Raw genomic sequence first — 15585 nt, forward strand, 5'->3', positions numbered from 1 at the left:
ATAATTTTGTTTTTTTATCTGTCTACTTGACAGGGTGCACTTCATATCACGCCGGTTTGTTTTTTTGTTCTAATATAACAATAAGCATAATCGAAAAGAGATGAACCTTCTCTTATCAGATCTGACTTAAATCAAGAGTATACGTATTTACCATGTTGTTCGATTTATTCTTATAATGAAAAGTCATCACGCCATCAATGATACTGTTAAAAAAGATAATATGATCCCTCTCCATTTCATTATTTCGATCAGATCCTGCCTGCTCTAAATACTCTCTTTCCCTTTCAGGAAGCGTGAGAAGTTCATGAACGTATGCCGCTTTTTCAGACTGTACATTATAAACAATAAGATGCTGCGAAGCATACTCTCGTAAGATCATCATGCGCTGATTATAATGCTCCACCATGTAGATTTCATCTTTTTGCATAATGTCTGTTAGGTTATATAAGGCAATTACTGTACCATTCTTATCTAAGAATCTTGCCTGCTTCCCGTTAGTCAGCAGCACATTTCCATGTGACTTATGAAGTGTTGTATCCTCGTAATATCCTTGGAATGAAAAGCTGTCTTCATCAAGGACTTTCCCATTTTTAACGAGTACTTGTCCCGTGTTTCTAGCGGTACCTGCCATGCCAAAGCTCTCTTCCATCCGCAAATAATACGTACCTGCTGCGATCTTTTCCACCTCAAACTCCCTCAATGTTTTAAACTTCTTACTGACCTGCCCGATCTTTGTTCCTATCTGATTACTTTTCGCTTGGAATAACTCTCCTGTAGTCAGTTTGATCCAATAGGTCATTTGATCCGCAGTCCCCTTCGCATAGGTTCTAGGGATAAGAATCGTCTTATGCGTACGATCCCAGGTAACTTTCTGTTTGACTGAGGAGGCAACAAACTGCAGCGGAACGTAAATTTTCCCTTTTTCCATTTGAAGAGGTACATCAAGCAGCACTTTTTTCTTATCTACGTACGCTGTTTTGCTTCCATGTGTTAGTTTAATTTCCTTATTCACACCATACAGAACAGCCGACTTCGTCTTCTGGTTCCAGGCAACATTCAGACTTAGATAATCACTAATCTCACGAATAGGCAGCAAAATCCGACCTTGCTGTATAATGATCGGGTCCTCAAGCTTGGTATATTGATTTCCGGTCTCTACTCCTGCCTCTACATAAACTTTTGAACTCTTCGCATCAGCAGCGTTTACTTGTGAGAAAGCTATTCCTGCCATCAGGATACTTGTGAACAGCAATAGGACCTTCCCTATTCTTTTCTTCTGTATAGACATATGATTCCTCCTGTTAGCGAGTTCCCTCATGTTAATTACGTCCACCTATACAGTGTAATAAACACAAGTTGAATCCATTCCATAACTTATGTAATCGATTCTTATATAAGTAATTACTATCAATTAAGGTAAAATGAAACATTTTTTAGATATAAATTATATCTACTAACTCTCTTAACACGTATACTCGTACGAATATAAATCGAATATAAACATGCTATATTCGTTTGCAAAAAACGAAAAAAGCCTGATTTCTCAGGCTTGCTTTAGATTTCTCCGTCTTTCATTGTAATGTTTGAGTCGTACTTCTTTTATCTTTATTTCGTCAACTCATTGTCAGTTGCTTCGTCATAAACACACTGTATGGATCTTCTACGTAATCGGCAAAAGGATCACAATACTCGAATCCTAATTTTATGTATAAATTTATTGCCGGCTTAAAGCTGTCTAACGTGCCTGTCTCCAGGCTGACCTGATGGTATCCTCTTCTTTGCGCTTCTTCTAACATATGTTCAAGGATTCGCTTCGCGACTCCCTTTCGGGTATGCATGGAAGCAGTGCGCATCGATTTAATCTCTCCATGTGTGGGATCAAGTTCTTTCAATGCCCCGCAGCCAAGCAGTTCCTTACCTTCCCATGCCGTCCAAAAGGTAATCTCTGGTTTCTTTAATCGATCCAAATCCAGCGCATGCATACTCTCTTCCGGAGACTGTGACAGCATTTCCTTATAATGTTCCTCAATTAAATTAGTGATCTCCGGCCCGGTTAGATCATCGATTCTTATGTCCATGGTGTTTCGCTCCTGTTCCTATTGTTATCCTCCAAGTTTATACCAATATCTGCAATATACTAAAAGATAATAATATATTATACGGTTTAGCGATTTCACGTCTACGTGTATGTAAGGTCTAATGATCTGTAATAAGCCATTTTATATAAATTTAAGATTCAAGATACCTATATACCAATAAATGATAAACAAAAGAGGTGCAATCACTACAAGAACAAGCCCTCCAAACATCAGTTTCACATATCTTGTTCTGTCGATTCCTGCCCGAAGTTCCCATATCGCTAGCGTAATATAATACAAGCCCAGCATCACCAGCATAAGAGGTACAATAATTAACAGCATAAATCCAGCAACCATAATATCCCCTCCTTTTGTTAAGACACTATCTTTCTTTCATAGATTAACGCAATTTTTTAAAGCTAAGATGAAATAAGAAGAAAAAGCTCCCCGCTAGTCAGGAAAGCTTTTAACTAACGTCATCTATCATCAAATTTGGAACGATTTCCAAAACTCACCCTCTTTATAGATCAGTTCCTTGATCTCATCAAAGGGAATCGTAAATGCAGGGAAACCTGCAGCATAGGGTCCAATTTCGTAAGGAGCGAAATATAGATGAAGAGCATTGTCAGATACATAAAAAGGCTGATTGGGTTTGATCCCTTGATAACTCTCGGAAAATACATAAGAATACGCTGGATCGTCTGTAATGATCTTTCGAATCCGTTTACTTAGTACTTTTACGTAATCTGCACCTGCTTTAAACAAATCTCTCAACATAAATATGCGGCCCGTGACGAGATGAATCAGCGCGTGTATTTTTGTTGGTAAGCCATGGGCCGCTCCTATGGTATAGTGGTAACCGTTTAGTTCAATGACAACAAGATCTTTTTTATAATAGATAACCTCATAATCCCCTGTGAACGTCTCTTCTTTCTCCTCATTTAGAGGAACCTTCTTTACTTCAGCCAGCTGCTTCATTCGGATATTCACTCTTTGTTCGCTAATTGCATCCGGCATTCCTTCTATTACAGGATAATAAACAAGGTAATTTGGGTTTGGCTTATATTTCTCCTCCTTAACTCGGTATGTTCCATTCAGTGAAATCACTTTATTCGGCTCCCAGATAACATTTCCCGTACGGTTCACATAGAAAAGTCTTTGATCAATAAACGCCTGGATCACATCGTCTTCTTTAACCGTTAATGTACCGCTGCCTTCTATCCGTGGATACCCTGGAACCGGAGTCCCACTAACATCGATAAAATAGGTCTGTTCCTGATCATTTACTGAAGCAAGACCATCTATAAACCCCGATACATCAGAGAATAAAAATTCAGTCAGCAGTGTACCTGTTCGATCAGCTATTGCGTAAAGCGGTAAACTAAGCGGATGTTTTGCATCTAAGTTTCTTCCCACCGCCCAGCGATCTTCTCCTAGAACACGAATATCCTGATATTCCGCAGGAATGATATAGACCCCCTGTTTATCGATCACTCCATAGCCTGGCTTATAAACATCTGACGTGTTTACGATAGCCTGCCCCTGATGAAATGCGGTTGCCCCTGTAAAAGAAGGAGGAATCATTGCAGTTCCTCTCACATCCATATACCCATATGTTCCACTAGCTGTTTCTTTAAATACAAGGAATCCATCACTATAGTTTCCTACATAATAATAGGGGTATGTAGCTAATCTCTCTCCCATTTCGTTAATTAACGCATACTCATAATCCTTGATTTTCACAACCGCTTTCTGCTGATCATAGTCGCTTGCTTCTTCATATTGTGCTGGAATGACTACTTCTCCCTCTGAATCAAGATATCCATACTGTATAACACTACTTCCTGTGTTGCTATTTGTGGTCTCCATAGAATATACAGACCGATTCTCAGTCAGATTAGAGATAAAAGGATAGGTTTGCTCTGTAACCATCTTTCCCTCTTCGTTCAGCATAGCGAAATCATATTCATCCACAGTTACAATCGCACGTTTCTCTACGAAAGGGGCGATCGATGTATACACAGGTTCTACTAGATACTCGCCTGAGCGCTTTATCAATCCATATTTCCGTTCTTGAGCTGCCACAGCAAGTCCATTTTTCTGAAAATCCCTTGCTTCACTGTATTGTAGAGGAATTACCGTTTCACCCTCTGCATTTATATATCCCCACTTCGTACCTTCAGTTGTTTTCTCCGCCATGAGTAATAGGGATGTTCCTCGTTTAGTCACAGCAGGTGTCGCCGTTTGTTCTATGAACTGTTCCTGTTCTTCCACGATTTCTTCTTCCGTCATTTGTTTTTCCATTTTTTGTTTTCCCATCTTTTGTTCTTCTATAATCTGTTCATCCGTAATTTGCCCGCCCATATGTTTATAAATATTTTCAATCTTTGATTGCAGCTGCTGAATCTCTTTACGAGAAGGATATGGATTTTGGAATAACAGATTCTTCTGAATCGATTGCAGCGCAGCAGGAAGCATTCCCGCACGGTACTGAGCATCCGCGAGGTAATACCAATACAGTGGATAATTCGGATGTTCTTCCGTTTTTCGCTCGTAATACCGAACTACATTCACCAAATAATAAGGATAGACATCCCATGCGGGTACGAACTTTCCTTCTCTGAAGCGGAGTACCTCAACACGATAAGCCTCCCCTGTATCATGTATCCAAAGGGCCATGTCACTCGTCTGATTCCCACCGGATATTCCAGGGGTGTTTATGATTTCAATGGAACTATAATATAAATCTTCTGGTGCTGCATCGATGAATTCTCCATCTTCCCATTGATAGATCGACAGTTTCGAGTGAACGGCTCCGATCTGCCAGCCAATCAGTAAACTCTTCCTATCATGATATAAGATAGGCTCACTTATCATCAGCGTAAGACCATAGCCGTGTCCTTTTATTCGCGCAGCGACCTTCCATTCCTGATCAGTAAAAATAAGCACCATCAGATATAACTCTTCATTTGCCTTGTAAACGACAGAAATTTCAGGAATTTCATCTCCTGTTAGATCCCCTATATAAATGGCCTGACGAGGCAATGGTCCTTCTATGTTTATAACCGTAGCAGTATTAGGCAGATGGGACAAAACAAGCTGAGTTAGCTGGGCTTCATGATGAGTAGACATAAATGGAGGCCTCCTTTTTACAACAGTATCCTTCCTCATCGTATTGTTGAAAAAAGATAAATATACCGTTCTTACCTTTAAATTTGGAATAACCTAATGTGGACGACATATAGTTATCTGAAGGAGGGCATGAAGATGATTATATCGATCAGTGTTGCCGCAAGTGCTATTGCTTTTATTGTTTTAGTCTATTATCTAGTCCGAGTTCTGGTGAAAGGGATGAGCACACTTAGTGAAACGAACAGAACATTATCCGAAGTCAGAAATGCAATTCATGGGCTGACACAGGAATCAACCAAGCTCATACAAAAAGCGAACGTCATCACCTCGGATGTAAAGGGTAAAATCCGTTCCGTTGAGCCCATCTTTAACTCTGCCGGGGATGTAGGGGAAGCCATTCACAGCGTGACGAAGACGGTGAAGCAAGCTTCAGAGGCGATTGGTGATGTCATTCACCCAGCAGCAGAACAAGATACGAAGAAGCCCGTAAAAATTAAATTCAAGTAAAATTTTAAACGGTGAAGAAATGGGGTGAATCATGCCAACCATCCTGGTTCAACTCGCTTATCTTGTTATTTTCATTTGGTCGGTTGTAATGATTGTTCAAGACATTCAGCTTTCCCGAAAATCCTTGCTAAATATTTTACTGCACATTGCTGTAGCCATCGTATCGCTTAATTGGTTCTTGCAATCGATTGGATATCGATTATAAACACGTTTATATAAATAAGAGGAACCCCGAATATGAAATCGAGGTTCCTCTTATTTACTATACTAATTTGCAATTACATCTGTGTTTTATTAGCCTCTTCTTTTATCTTCTGATAACGTCTGAGATCAGCTTTCTTGACGGGAAGCGGTTCTTTTCGGATCAGTTTTGCCATCGCGACAAGAAGCAGTAACAATAATAACGTAAATGGTAAAGCAGAGATTAAGGAAGCGGTCTGCAGAGCTTCAAGCCCGCCTGAGTATAGTAGCACTCCCGCAATAGAAGCCATTAAAGTACCCCACACAAGTTTACCAATATTTAATGGATTCAAACGGCCGCCGCTGGTCATACTTGCGAGAATATAAGTTGCAGAGTCTGCAGACGTTACTAAGAAAGTAAAAATGAGCACGATTGCTAATACAGACATGATTCCCGCGAACGGCAATTGATCAAACATTTGGAACAAAGCTACTGAGACATCTTTATTTACAGCAGCAGCAATTCCTGCATCTTCATGTAGATCGAACCATAGGGCCGTACCGCCGAATGCGGCAATCCATAAACATGAAATGAGTGTCGGAATAATCGTAACACCCACGATAAATTCCCTGATCGTTCTTCCTTTCGATACCCTTGCTATAAAAGCACCGACGTAAGGTGATGAAGCAATTGCCCATGCCCAGTAGAAAATAGTCCATTCTCCTACCCAAGTTCCTTCGGAATAAGGTTGAAGCCGCAAACTATACTGAACAAAACTCGTTATGTAATCCCCGATTGCTAATGTAAATGACTCGAGTATAAAGACCGTTGGACCCATTGTAAATACAAACAACAAAAATGCTATCGCCAAAATAAGGTTAAAATTACTCAATATACGGATCCCTTTATCAAGTCCTGTCATCGCCGAGATCATATAGCATACGAAAATAAGAAATAACATCAACAGTTGAATCATGGTGTTGTTTCCTACACCGGAAACCTGTTCTACTCCTCCACTCATTTGAAGAACACCAAGCCCGATGGAAGTGGCAACCCCCATCACGGTTGCAATCACAGCTAAGATATCGATCCCATTTTTAACGGTTGTCTTCTTCCCGGTTACAGGTTCTAAAGCGGTGGATATAAGACCATCCCTATTTTTACGAAATTGCAGGAAAGCAATCGCGAGACCTACGAGCGCAAATACAGCCCACTGACTGATCCCCCAATGAAAGAAAGAATATCCCATCGCTACGCGTGCCGCTTCCGTTGTTCCTGCTTCCACACCCGCAAACGGTGTGTTAAAAAAGTGGCTCATCGGCTCGGCTACTCCCCAGAATACAAGACCAACGCCAAATCCAGCGGAGAATAACATACCTAACCACGTAAAAAATGAATACTCTGGTTTGCTTTTTTCTCCTCCAAGACGAATTGCACCATACTTACTAGCCGCAAGCCACATGAGAAATACAATGATTACGACTACTGACAATAAATAAAACCAACCAAAATTCTTTTTAGAAAAATCAAATAAATAGTTTGCAGTATTTCCGAAAGCCACAGGCATAATTGCGCCCAATAAAGCAATAACAGCAGCAACTATTGCAGATATGGAAAATACTTTATTCTTTAATAATTTGCCAACCACAGACTCACCTCTACCAGTTTAGTAAAAACTCTATATAGAATAGTTATTTACACCAAAATGATAAATCCTAATCAGGAAATGAGCGTATTATTCTAGCAGTAAAGAATACCATAAGAAAAGAAAGATACATAAAATAGGCACTATAACACCGATCGCCATGGCAATATAAGGGGTCGGTGATTTCATATATTGTATAAACTCTCTTTTTTCGCTGGTTAGAAAGACTTGTTGCTGGATTCCATCCACAATCTTCTTGCTGTCTGCTGGACTCAGCTCAGAGATATGTGTCCACATCCCCATATATTCTTGTTTACTTTTTTCTAATAATTCATCAGCCGACGGTCCTTCTTTTGTATGATCGGCCTCTGAACGTATGATATCTGACATGGAATCGCCGCCTTTTCACTAATATTTACTAATACTATAGAAACACGAAAAAACTAAAAAAGTTGGATACTATATTTTTGAATATGATCTTACTAGATATGTAAAACAAAAGACGACCTGACAGTGACCCTATGTCTTTTTCTAGATGAATTGTTTTACTGCTAAGATAAAAGACTTTGGGTTCTCTCTTAGTGTGTAAGGATACACACCTTGCTGCGTATGTATATATAGCATCCCATGACCACTGCCCATGGAGCGGTAGGATAAATCAAATACTTTTTCGATGGGAAACTCCCGATAGGCAGATACAATTCTATCCGGATATAACTTTAAGAGCCGCTGATGTTCGATGATCTCTATTTTTAAGGAGTGGATTTTTCGCTCCATTTTATAATAAGGCTGAATCGCTATGGGATTACTCATTCTTCATGTTCCTTTCTTTGAATATACTTTAACGTAACCTCTATCCTCTTAGTACGGTACCCTATCCTTCATCATATGAACCTCTACATACTGACGGGACCTGCATTACATGATAGTCTGTAGAAAGATTGCAGCCTATATACCTCCCCATGTCACAAGTTTAGATTTGTCCCCAAAGGAGTGATTTATTATGTATCCTTTCTCACCTGACCTATTAAAAAACAAAGTCATCATTGTTACCGGCGGTGGAACCGGTCTCGGACTTGCCATGAGCGAAACGTTTGCTGACCTAGGCGCAAAGCTCGCTTGGTGCGGAAGGAGATCCGAAGTACTCGAACAATCAGCCCATAAATTCGCAGCTAAAGGAGTTGAAGTATTCTACCAAAGCTGTGATGTACGAGATGCAGTACAAGTAGCGTCTTTTGTGGAAGCGGTTACTGCTCATTTCGGTCAGATTGATATCCTTGTTAATAATGCTGCCGGGAACTTTATTAGTCCTACGGAGAAGCTATCTCCGCGGGCCGTAGATGCCGTTTTAAATATTGTGTTACATGGTACCTTCTACATGACACTGGAGGTCGGGAAAAGATGGATTGAGCGTAAAGAAACCGGAACCATGCTGAATATCGTAACTACTTATGCATCTAGCGACAGCGGGTCGGGATATGTTGTTCCTTCTGCTGCAGCCAAAGCAGGGGTACTTGCGCTTACACGTTCACTTGCAGTCGAATGGGCTCCTTACGGCATTCGCCAAGTTGCTATTGCGCCGGGTCCCTTTCCTACCGAGGGAGCTGGTTCCAGATTAACTCCAACTCCGGGTCTCGAACAAAAATTAATCGACAGAGTACCTTTAAAACGTGCCGGAAACAAAGAAGAACTCGGTGCGCTAGCTGCTTTTCTTATTTCTGATTACGCAGGTTATATTAACGGGGAAGTCGTTACTATCGACGGCGGGGAGTGGCTTCAGGGCGCGGGACAATTTAACGGGCTAGTAGAACTCACCGAAGAGGAATGGAATGCACTCTCTAAAACAACTCGAAAAGGATAAGAAAAAGATGCCTTCTCTGATAACGAGAAAGGCATCTCTTTTTAATGAAGAACCCTACCCTTTAATCTGTGTAAAGTTGTCCATTAAATGACTCGGGACCCACACGTATCGTTCCAAGCAAGTTCGAGCTTACTTACATAATGGAGCTAATGTCGCATCGGTTACTTTTACGAGCTGGTTTGTCTCGATTTCCAGCTGGAATCCTACTTTTCCTGCACTAATTATCATTTTATCAAGATCTTTGGCTTGCTCATCAATAAATACAGGATAACGCTTCTTCATTCCAATCGGAGAACATCCCCCTCGAATATAACCTGTCACTTCTAGCAGGTCTTTGACAGCAATTAGTTCAATTTTCTTTTCTTTTGCCCCTTTCGCTGCTTTTTTCAGATCTAATTCACACTGCACAGGAATGACAAATACAAAATACCCTTTTGTGTTACTCCCTTGCGCTACTAAGGTTTTATAGACAAGTTCTGGAGACCTTCCTACTTTGCGCGCCACAGATAGACCATCAATGTCTCCATCGTCAACGGAATAAGTCAGCATGTCATAGGAAACCTTCTGTTTATCCAACATTCGCATCGCATTTGTCTTTTCTTGCTTCATTTCATAGCCTGCCTTTCTTGATAGGTAATGACCTTACTTCTATTCTAATCATCGCTTATATGTATGAAAAGTACAGTTCTCTAAGCAGGCTGTGAAAACTTTTGGAAGCAAACAATATAAAAAAGAGCCGCAGTCTGCGGCTCTCCGTAACAATCACCATAATAAACTGATTGTCAGTAAATTAAATAAAGCTAAGGGAAGGATCACATTGGGATTAGGTCCGTGCCCGGGAGGTCCCCACTGAGGTCCTGGGCCGTAACCATGGCCGTGGCTATGACCTCCCCCACCCGGTCCATATCCGCCTGGATAAAATCCACGCTGATCTTCCACTTGCAAAAACACATAATGATCATCGACATTTACGACAATACCCTCAATTGATTCTCCATCTATGGTAAGTACTTTCACCTTGTGATTAACCAATTGCTTGCAAGTATGTTTTGCATGCTCTTTATGTTTTTTCAAGTGGTCTGCGAGCTGATGCTCACATTGATACATTAATTGATGTCCGCGATATGCCACTTCCTATTCCTCCTTTATGAATCATCCTGCTCACAATGTATGCAGCCGACTCAGAAAGGGTGTTTGCCTATAGAAAGAGGTTACATTCGATCCATCATTTTTTTAGGTTCTAAGGATTTGTGGACCACATACCAGCCGATTTAATAAAGATTCTGGAATTCAGTTTCAACTGAGATACCATGTATTCAGCCAAGTCTTCAGGCTGCATTACTTTATCTGGATTGCCATCAGTCAGGTTCAGATCTACTGCCATATCTGTGGCCACGGTGCTTGGCGTAAGCGCAGTTACACGAATATTGTGTTTTCTCACTTCCAGCATCAAAGATTCTGTTAATGCCAGAACTCCTGCTTTCGAAGCACTGTATGCACTTGTTACAGGTGCGCCCTTTTGACCTGCTGTAGAAGAAATATTAATAATATCGCCTGATTTACGCTCGATCATTTGCGGTAGAACTGCTCTGGTTGTATAGTATACACCCATCAAGTTCACTTGAATAATCTGTTCCCAATCCTTCGGATCAAGTTCCATAAAATTACCGAACTTCGAGATACCCGCATTATTAATCAGGATATCAATCGGTCCGAGTTCTTGACTAACATGCTCTACAGCTTTTGTAATGGATTCAAGATCGGATACATCTGCGGTTGCAATGGAAACTTTGACACCGTAGGGCTCTAGTTCCTCTGCCACTTTTTCCAAATGGTTTTTATTTCGTGCAATGAGACCTACGTGAATGCCTTCTTTTGCAAATTCAATAGCGGTTGCTCGTCCAATGCCTCTTCCTGCACCGGTAATTAGGGCGACTTTCCCTGTAAGGTTTTGCATGATCTTCACTCCTTTTAATAAACTGTTACACTCGTATTATACTTTTATAACCTCTTATTTTCCAAACTTTACATGACAGGTATGCCATTAATTATGCAGTCAGATGTCTCGATAAGCCGGAAATCACTATTCGTTATATAAAACGGGATATAAAAAACGGCAGCCCCCGCTTGAGAGCTGCCATTACATATCTAAACCTAGATTCGATTATACTTGAACTGTTTTTTTCCAATCTGCTGCAAATTTCTCGATTCCTTGATCCGTTAACGGATGTTTGGACAATTGTTCAATAACAGAGAAAGGAATCGTAGCAATATGTGCACCTGCCATTGCAACACGTGTTACGTGGTCTGGATGGCGAACGGATGCGGCAATAATTTGTGCATCCAAATTATGAGTCTTGAACAATTCAGCAATTTTAGCTACAAGCAGTACGCCATCTTCTGAGATATCATCCAAGCGACCCAGGAATGGGGATACATAGGTTGCACCCGCACGTGCTGCTAAAAGCGCCTGATTGACTGTGAAAATCAAGGTTACATTCGTTTTTACACCTTTTTTAGTCAGATAACGGCATGCTTCTAAACCAGCAAGTGTCATCGGCAGTTTAATCGTAATATTTTTATCATTATTATTGATCTTGATCAGTTCATTCGCTTGTGCAATCATTTCTTCCGCTGTTTCTGCATCAGGTGTTACTTCAGCCGATACGGATTCAACTTCCGGTACTTCACGTAAGATTTCCTCGATACGATCTTCAAACTTCACACCTTCTTTAGCAACCAAAGAGGGATTTGTCGTAACTCCAGACAACACTCCAATTTTGTAAGCCTTTTTGATGTCTTCCAGATTAGCTGTGTCAATAAAGAATTTCATCGATATTACCTCCGTTTATTGGGTATGATTTAGTAGGCTTCAAATTTATCGTAAACGTGTTGTATACGTTCCTTCTATTGAAGCACAGGGCTTTTTGTTTCAAAACTAAGATCTTCTTCTATGGTTTCGGTTCTCTTTTCGTCTTCTTGATCGAACCACCAGTGATATCCATCTTGCGCAAGCAATTCATCCGAAGCAGAAGGTCCGTTGGTTCCCGCAGCATATATGTGAAGAGGTACAAGATTCTCGTTGTAAGCTTCTAAAATCGGCTCAACCCATTGCCATGACAACTCCACTTCTTCCCAATGTGCAAAGAACGTAGAGTCTCCGTTCAGCGCATCTCCGATTAGATTCTCATAAGCTTCCGGTAAATTCGCCTGTGTCTCGTGGAAATCGATATACATCGGTTTGATCTTCTCTTTATTCTGAGGATCTCTTGTATTCAGATGCAGCGAAATTCTTTCGTCTGGACTGATTTCAAAAACAAGCAAATTCGGCTTTTTATTCTCATCTTGTGTTCCGCCGGACTTCTTCAATGGCTCTTTGAACTCGATTACAATACGTGTCGATTTCTCTTTCATTCTTTTACCAGTACGGATATAGAAAGGAACCCCGCGCCAGAAATAGTCATCAATTTTCAGCTTCGCCGCGATAAAAGTATCGTTACTGGAGTCTTCAGGGATATTCGGTTCCGAAGTATAGCCTACGACTGGGTTCCCATCAATCACTCCTGCCCCATACTGTCCACGGATCACAGAGGATTTGACATCTTCTTTATGCAGCTGTTCCAAAGAATTCATGACGATTTTCTTTTTCTCCCGAACATCATCATTTGTAGTATTATTCGGAGAGTGAGTCGTCAGCATCATGAGCAATTGCAACATATGATTCTGGAACATATCCCTAACTGCTCCCGCTTGATCATAATAGCCAGCTCGCTCTTCCACACCTACGGTTTCATTGGACGTGATTTGAATATTCGCTATATAGCGATTGTCCCACAGGGCTTTAAAGACTGGATTGTTATTCTGCAGAACTTCCAGTTTCTGAACCATTGGTTTGCCAAGATAGTGATCAATACGGAAAATTTCTTCTTCTTTAAAAGCAATGGACAAACTTTCATTTAACTCTCGTGCAGACTGCAAGTCATGTCCAAACGGTTTCTCGATCACCAAGCGCTTCCATCCACTTGTTTTTCCAAGTCCGCTTTCCTGAATATTAGCAGCAATAGTTCCAAAAAATTGAGGTCCTACAGACAAATAGAACATCCGGTTCGACTTCGTCCCCAATTTTTGTTCCTGTTGTTCAATTTCTTGCAGTAATGTTTTGTAGTCTTCTTTATGACCCACATCAAGAACACGATAGCGGAATACCTCTATAAATTTTTGAAGATTTTCTTGATCTATCACTTTGCGCCGGGAGAACATCCGTAAAGATTTCTCAACATTGGCCTGAAAATCAGGATCAGAAAGTTCTCTTCTTCCAAGACCGAATACAGAGAACGATTCGGGTAATTTTTGATCAATAAATAAATTATATAAAGCAGGGTAGATTTTTCTTTTCGCTAAATCCCCTGTGGCTCCAAACAATACAAATGTAATAGCCTCCATGATTTATCTCCTCTCGGTTGATGCCTGTTAGTAAACATTTTAGTTAAATCTGGTATTTCAATCTTTAATCCACTATAATACAAATCACACCTATACAGGTAATTAATATATTTCACAGGAGCTATAGATGACGTCTATGATCAATCACGAACTATACAAAGTATTTTATTGGGCAGCGAAAACCGGAAGCCTCTCCAGCGCAGCGAAAGTGCTGTTTATTACTCAGCCAAGTGTCAGTCATGCAATCAAACAACTGGAGGAGAGCCTGGGTATCACCTTGTTTTACCGAACTTCCAAAGGGGTCTCTTTAACCCAAGAAGGAGCAACTTTATATTCCTATATAGAACAGTCCCATATTCTAATTTCACTCGCTGAAGAAAAAATGACGGCACTTAAGAAACTAGATAGCGGTGAGCTGCGAATCGGCGGAAGCGATTCCTTGTTCAAACATTACATGCTTCCTTATCTAGAGAGCTATCATCAGAAATATCCGGGTATTAAGCTTCACCTTAATCACGGGACAACTCCAGAAACCATTGCTTTCTTGAAGGAAGGTAAGATTGATCTAGGAGTCGTTCGGATGCCGATTGTTGATCCACAAATCGAGGTCATTGGTGGAGTTCACCTACAGGACTGCTTTGTGGCGGGAGCTCGTTATGCGGAACTTAAGGATCGCGTACTAACACTTGAACACCTGCTTGAGTATCCAATCATTTTATTTTCACGCAACAGCCGGGCACGAATGGCAATTACTGAGCTTTTTCAGACCTACGGACATCAAATCAAACCTGAAATCGAGGTAGGCAGTGTAGATTTGTTAATTGAACTTGCACGAAAAGGTCTTGGCATCTCTTATGTAACGAAAGAGTTTATTTCGAAAGAACTTGAAGAAGGCTCTCTATTTGAAATTCAACTCGATATCCAAATGCCTCCCTCTCAAGTGGGTCTTATGACGATGCGTAATATGCCGCTGTCCACGGCTGCCAGCAAATTTATTGAACTCGTACATTAATCCTATTAAATAAATGAGCATTTTGAAGAAAAGAAAAGAGCATTCATCACCTGATCTATCAGGTACGAATGCTCCTTTTTTATGATCTTCATTTGATTAAACTAATTTATTTCTATCTATTATATAACTTGTTAAAACGGTGAAATCGTATCTATATGACAAATAGAACCATTTTAATCTATATATACTCTACTCTGTCTGATTAAAGCAACGAAAGATATTATATAATTGTTTCACCTAAATCAATATAAGTTCGTAGACTTACAACCGCAAATGACATACTGGCCTGTAATCTGAGCACCTTTATAACACCACATATTCCCGCTGTTAGGCTGAACGTACTGACTCACACAATCCATACATTTCGCTCTTACCCCTACCGGATCACTCGTATACCACCAGCCGGATGGGTGAGGACATAAACCTCTGCACCCATTTAATGCATTGTTCGTTGTACAAGTAACATACGTGGAAGGGCAAGAGCCATCCGCTCCGCATCCGGTGCAAAATTGTCCATGCGGCGGAGAGCAAGCTCCTAATAAAAAAGAGATTTTAGCCACATCTTCTCTTGGATGAATTAGAATCTTAGCGAGCATGTAAGCAATCTGCTCAGAAATTCGGTTCAACCAGGTTTTGCGCGTCCATTTTCGAATTATTCGGCTGATCGAATCTTGGGTTTGTTCGTCTTTATTAACAGGTTTACGCCACATCAGAATTCCCCCTTAC

At 40.6% G+C, this 15585-nt stretch carries 17 protein-coding genes; 4 read left to right on the plus strand and 13 right to left on the minus strand.

The window, feature by feature from the left end; translation table 11 throughout:
- Positions 1 to 115: 115 nt before the first annotated feature.
- From QPK24_RS14360 to QPK24_RS14375, 4 genes are all read right to left on the minus strand, one after another.
- Positions 116 to 1288 carry a copper amine oxidase N-terminal domain-containing protein gene (locus QPK24_RS14360; protein ID WP_285742203.1) on the minus strand — a complete coding sequence of 391 codons (1173 nt, stop codon included), beginning with the start codon at positions 1286 to 1288 and terminating at the stop codon, positions 116 to 118.
- A 325-nt stretch (positions 1289 to 1613) separates the two neighbouring features.
- Positions 1614 to 2078 (minus strand): GNAT family N-acetyltransferase, encoded by a 465-nt coding sequence (locus QPK24_RS14365; RefSeq protein WP_285742205.1) that lies wholly within the window; start codon positions 2076 to 2078, stop codon positions 1614 to 1616.
- A 141-nt stretch (positions 2079 to 2219) separates the two neighbouring features.
- Complete coding sequence (locus tag QPK24_RS14370; RefSeq protein WP_285742207.1) at positions 2220 to 2435, minus strand: hypothetical protein; 216 nt, start codon at positions 2433 to 2435, stop codon at positions 2220 to 2222.
- Between the two features lie 129 nt (positions 2436 to 2564).
- Positions 2565 to 5210, minus strand: a complete 2646-nt coding sequence (locus QPK24_RS14375) for a WG repeat-containing protein (RefSeq protein ID WP_285742210.1) — start codon at positions 5208 to 5210, stop codon at positions 2565 to 2567.
- A gap of 135 nt (positions 5211 to 5345) precedes the next feature.
- Here QPK24_RS14375 and QPK24_RS14380 point away from each other — a divergent pair, with 135 nt between their 5' ends.
- Together QPK24_RS14380 and QPK24_RS14385 are read left to right on the plus strand one after the other, a co-directional pair.
- Entirely contained in the window at positions 5346 to 5717 is a 372-nt protein-coding gene (locus QPK24_RS14380; RefSeq protein ID WP_285742212.1) for a DUF948 domain-containing protein, read from the plus strand.
- Positions 5718 to 5748: 31 nt separating this feature from the next.
- A complete protein-coding gene (locus QPK24_RS14385) occupies positions 5749 to 5922 on the plus strand; it encodes a hypothetical protein (protein WP_285742214.1) in 174 nt (57 codons plus the stop codon).
- A gap of 73 nt (positions 5923 to 5995) precedes the next feature.
- Here the strand turns inward: QPK24_RS14385 and QPK24_RS14390 are convergent, their stop codons facing one another.
- The 3 genes from QPK24_RS14390 to QPK24_RS14400 form a co-directional block, all read right to left on the minus strand.
- A complete protein-coding gene (locus tag QPK24_RS14390) occupies positions 5996 to 7546 on the minus strand; it encodes a BCCT family transporter (protein ID WP_285742216.1) in 1551 nt (516 codons plus the stop codon).
- An 87-nt stretch (positions 7547 to 7633) separates the two neighbouring features.
- Positions 7634 to 7933, minus strand: coding sequence for a hypothetical protein (locus QPK24_RS14395; RefSeq protein WP_285742218.1), 300 nt, complete (start codon positions 7931 to 7933; stop codon positions 7634 to 7636).
- Between the two features lie 141 nt (positions 7934 to 8074).
- A complete protein-coding gene (locus tag QPK24_RS14400; protein WP_285742220.1) occupies positions 8075 to 8356 on the minus strand; it encodes a hypothetical protein in 282 nt (93 codons plus the stop codon).
- 190 nt (positions 8357 to 8546) lie between these two features.
- On the opposite strand from QPK24_RS14400, the gene QPK24_RS14405 reads away from it, so the two are divergent.
- On the plus strand, positions 8547 to 9404 hold the full coding sequence (locus QPK24_RS14405) for an SDR family oxidoreductase (RefSeq protein WP_285742222.1): 858 nt from the start codon (positions 8547 to 8549) through the stop codon (positions 9402 to 9404).
- A 129-nt stretch (positions 9405 to 9533) separates the two neighbouring features.
- On the opposite strand, the gene ybaK is transcribed toward QPK24_RS14405, so the two are convergent.
- The 5 genes from ybaK to zwf form a co-directional block, all read right to left on the minus strand.
- Positions 9534 to 10013, minus strand: a complete 480-nt coding sequence (ybaK, locus tag QPK24_RS14410; protein WP_285742224.1) for a Cys-tRNA(Pro) deacylase — start codon at positions 10011 to 10013, stop codon at positions 9534 to 9536.
- Between the two features lie 153 nt (positions 10014 to 10166).
- A complete protein-coding gene (locus tag QPK24_RS14415) occupies positions 10167 to 10535 on the minus strand; it encodes a hypothetical protein (protein ID WP_285742226.1) in 369 nt (122 codons plus the stop codon).
- A gap of 109 nt (positions 10536 to 10644) precedes the next feature.
- Positions 10645 to 11361 (minus strand): 3-ketoacyl-ACP reductase, encoded by a 717-nt coding sequence (locus QPK24_RS14420; RefSeq protein WP_160031746.1) that lies wholly within the window; start codon positions 11359 to 11361, stop codon positions 10645 to 10647.
- 207 nt (positions 11362 to 11568) lie between these two features.
- Complete coding sequence (gene fsa, locus QPK24_RS14425; protein WP_160031747.1) at positions 11569 to 12237, minus strand: fructose-6-phosphate aldolase; 669 nt, start codon at positions 12235 to 12237, stop codon at positions 11569 to 11571.
- Positions 12238 to 12311: 74 nt separating this feature from the next.
- Positions 12312 to 13847 (minus strand): glucose-6-phosphate dehydrogenase, encoded by a 1536-nt coding sequence (zwf, locus tag QPK24_RS14430; protein ID WP_285742229.1) that lies wholly within the window; start codon positions 13845 to 13847, stop codon positions 12312 to 12314.
- Positions 13848 to 13974: 127 nt separating this feature from the next.
- Here zwf and QPK24_RS14435 point away from each other — a divergent pair, with 127 nt between their 5' ends.
- A complete protein-coding gene (locus tag QPK24_RS14435; RefSeq protein ID WP_285742231.1) occupies positions 13975 to 14859 on the plus strand; it encodes a LysR family transcriptional regulator in 885 nt (294 codons plus the stop codon).
- Between the two features lie 242 nt (positions 14860 to 15101).
- On the opposite strand, the gene QPK24_RS14440 is transcribed toward QPK24_RS14435, so the two are convergent.
- Positions 15102 to 15569 carry a hypothetical protein gene (locus tag QPK24_RS14440; protein ID WP_285742234.1) on the minus strand — a complete coding sequence of 156 codons (468 nt, stop codon included), beginning with the start codon at positions 15567 to 15569 and terminating at the stop codon, positions 15102 to 15104.
- Positions 15570 to 15585 lie beyond the last annotated feature (16 nt).

It is taken from the genome of Paenibacillus polygoni (assembly GCF_030263935.1).
In the GTDB taxonomy this organism is placed as follows: Bacteria; Bacillota; Bacilli; order Paenibacillales; family Paenibacillaceae; genus Paenibacillus; species Paenibacillus polygoni.

Excerpts from the sequence above, each read along its gene's own strand:
- QPK24_RS14360 (WP_285742203.1), bottom strand. The coding sequence starts at position 1,288 with ATGTCTATACAGAAGAAAAGAATAGGGAAGGTCCTATTGCTGTTCACA.
- QPK24_RS14365 (WP_285742205.1), bottom strand. The coding sequence starts at position 2,078 with ATGGACATAAGAATCGATGATCTAACCGGGCCGGAGATCACTAATTTA.
- QPK24_RS14370 (WP_285742207.1), bottom strand. The coding sequence starts at position 2,435 with ATGGTTGCTGGATTTATGCTGTTAATTATTGTACCTCTTATGCTGGTG.
- QPK24_RS14375 (WP_285742210.1), bottom strand. The coding sequence starts at position 5,210 with ATGTCTACTCATCATGAAGCCCAGCTAACTCAGCTTGTTTTGTCCCAT.
- QPK24_RS14380 (WP_285742212.1), top strand. The coding sequence starts at position 5,346 with ATGATTATATCGATCAGTGTTGCCGCAAGTGCTATTGCTTTTATTGTT.
- QPK24_RS14385 (WP_285742214.1), top strand. The coding sequence starts at position 5,749 with ATGCCAACCATCCTGGTTCAACTCGCTTATCTTGTTATTTTCATTTGG.
- QPK24_RS14395 (WP_285742218.1), bottom strand. The coding sequence starts at position 7,933 with ATGTCAGATATCATACGTTCAGAGGCCGATCATACAAAAGAAGGACCG.
- QPK24_RS14400 (WP_285742220.1), bottom strand. The coding sequence starts at position 8,356 with ATGAGTAATCCCATAGCGATTCAGCCTTATTATAAAATGGAGCGAAAA.
- QPK24_RS14405 (WP_285742222.1), top strand. The coding sequence starts at position 8,547 with ATGTATCCTTTCTCACCTGACCTATTAAAAAACAAAGTCATCATTGTT.
- ybaK (WP_285742224.1), bottom strand. The coding sequence starts at position 10,013 with ATGAAGCAAGAAAAGACAAATGCGATGCGAATGTTGGATAAACAGAAG.
- QPK24_RS14420 (WP_160031746.1), bottom strand. The coding sequence starts at position 11,361 with ATGCAAAACCTTACAGGGAAAGTCGCCCTAATTACCGGTGCAGGAAGA.
- fsa (WP_160031747.1), bottom strand. The coding sequence starts at position 12,237 with ATGAAATTCTTTATTGACACAGCTAATCTGGAAGACATCAAAAAGGCT.
- zwf (WP_285742229.1), bottom strand. The coding sequence starts at position 13,847 with ATGGAGGCTATTACATTTGTATTGTTTGGAGCCACAGGGGATTTAGCG.
- QPK24_RS14435 (WP_285742231.1), top strand. The coding sequence starts at position 13,975 with ATGACGTCTATGATCAATCACGAACTATACAAAGTATTTTATTGGGCA.
- QPK24_RS14440 (WP_285742234.1), bottom strand. The coding sequence starts at position 15,569 with ATGTGGCGTAAACCTGTTAATAAAGACGAACAAACCCAAGATTCGATC.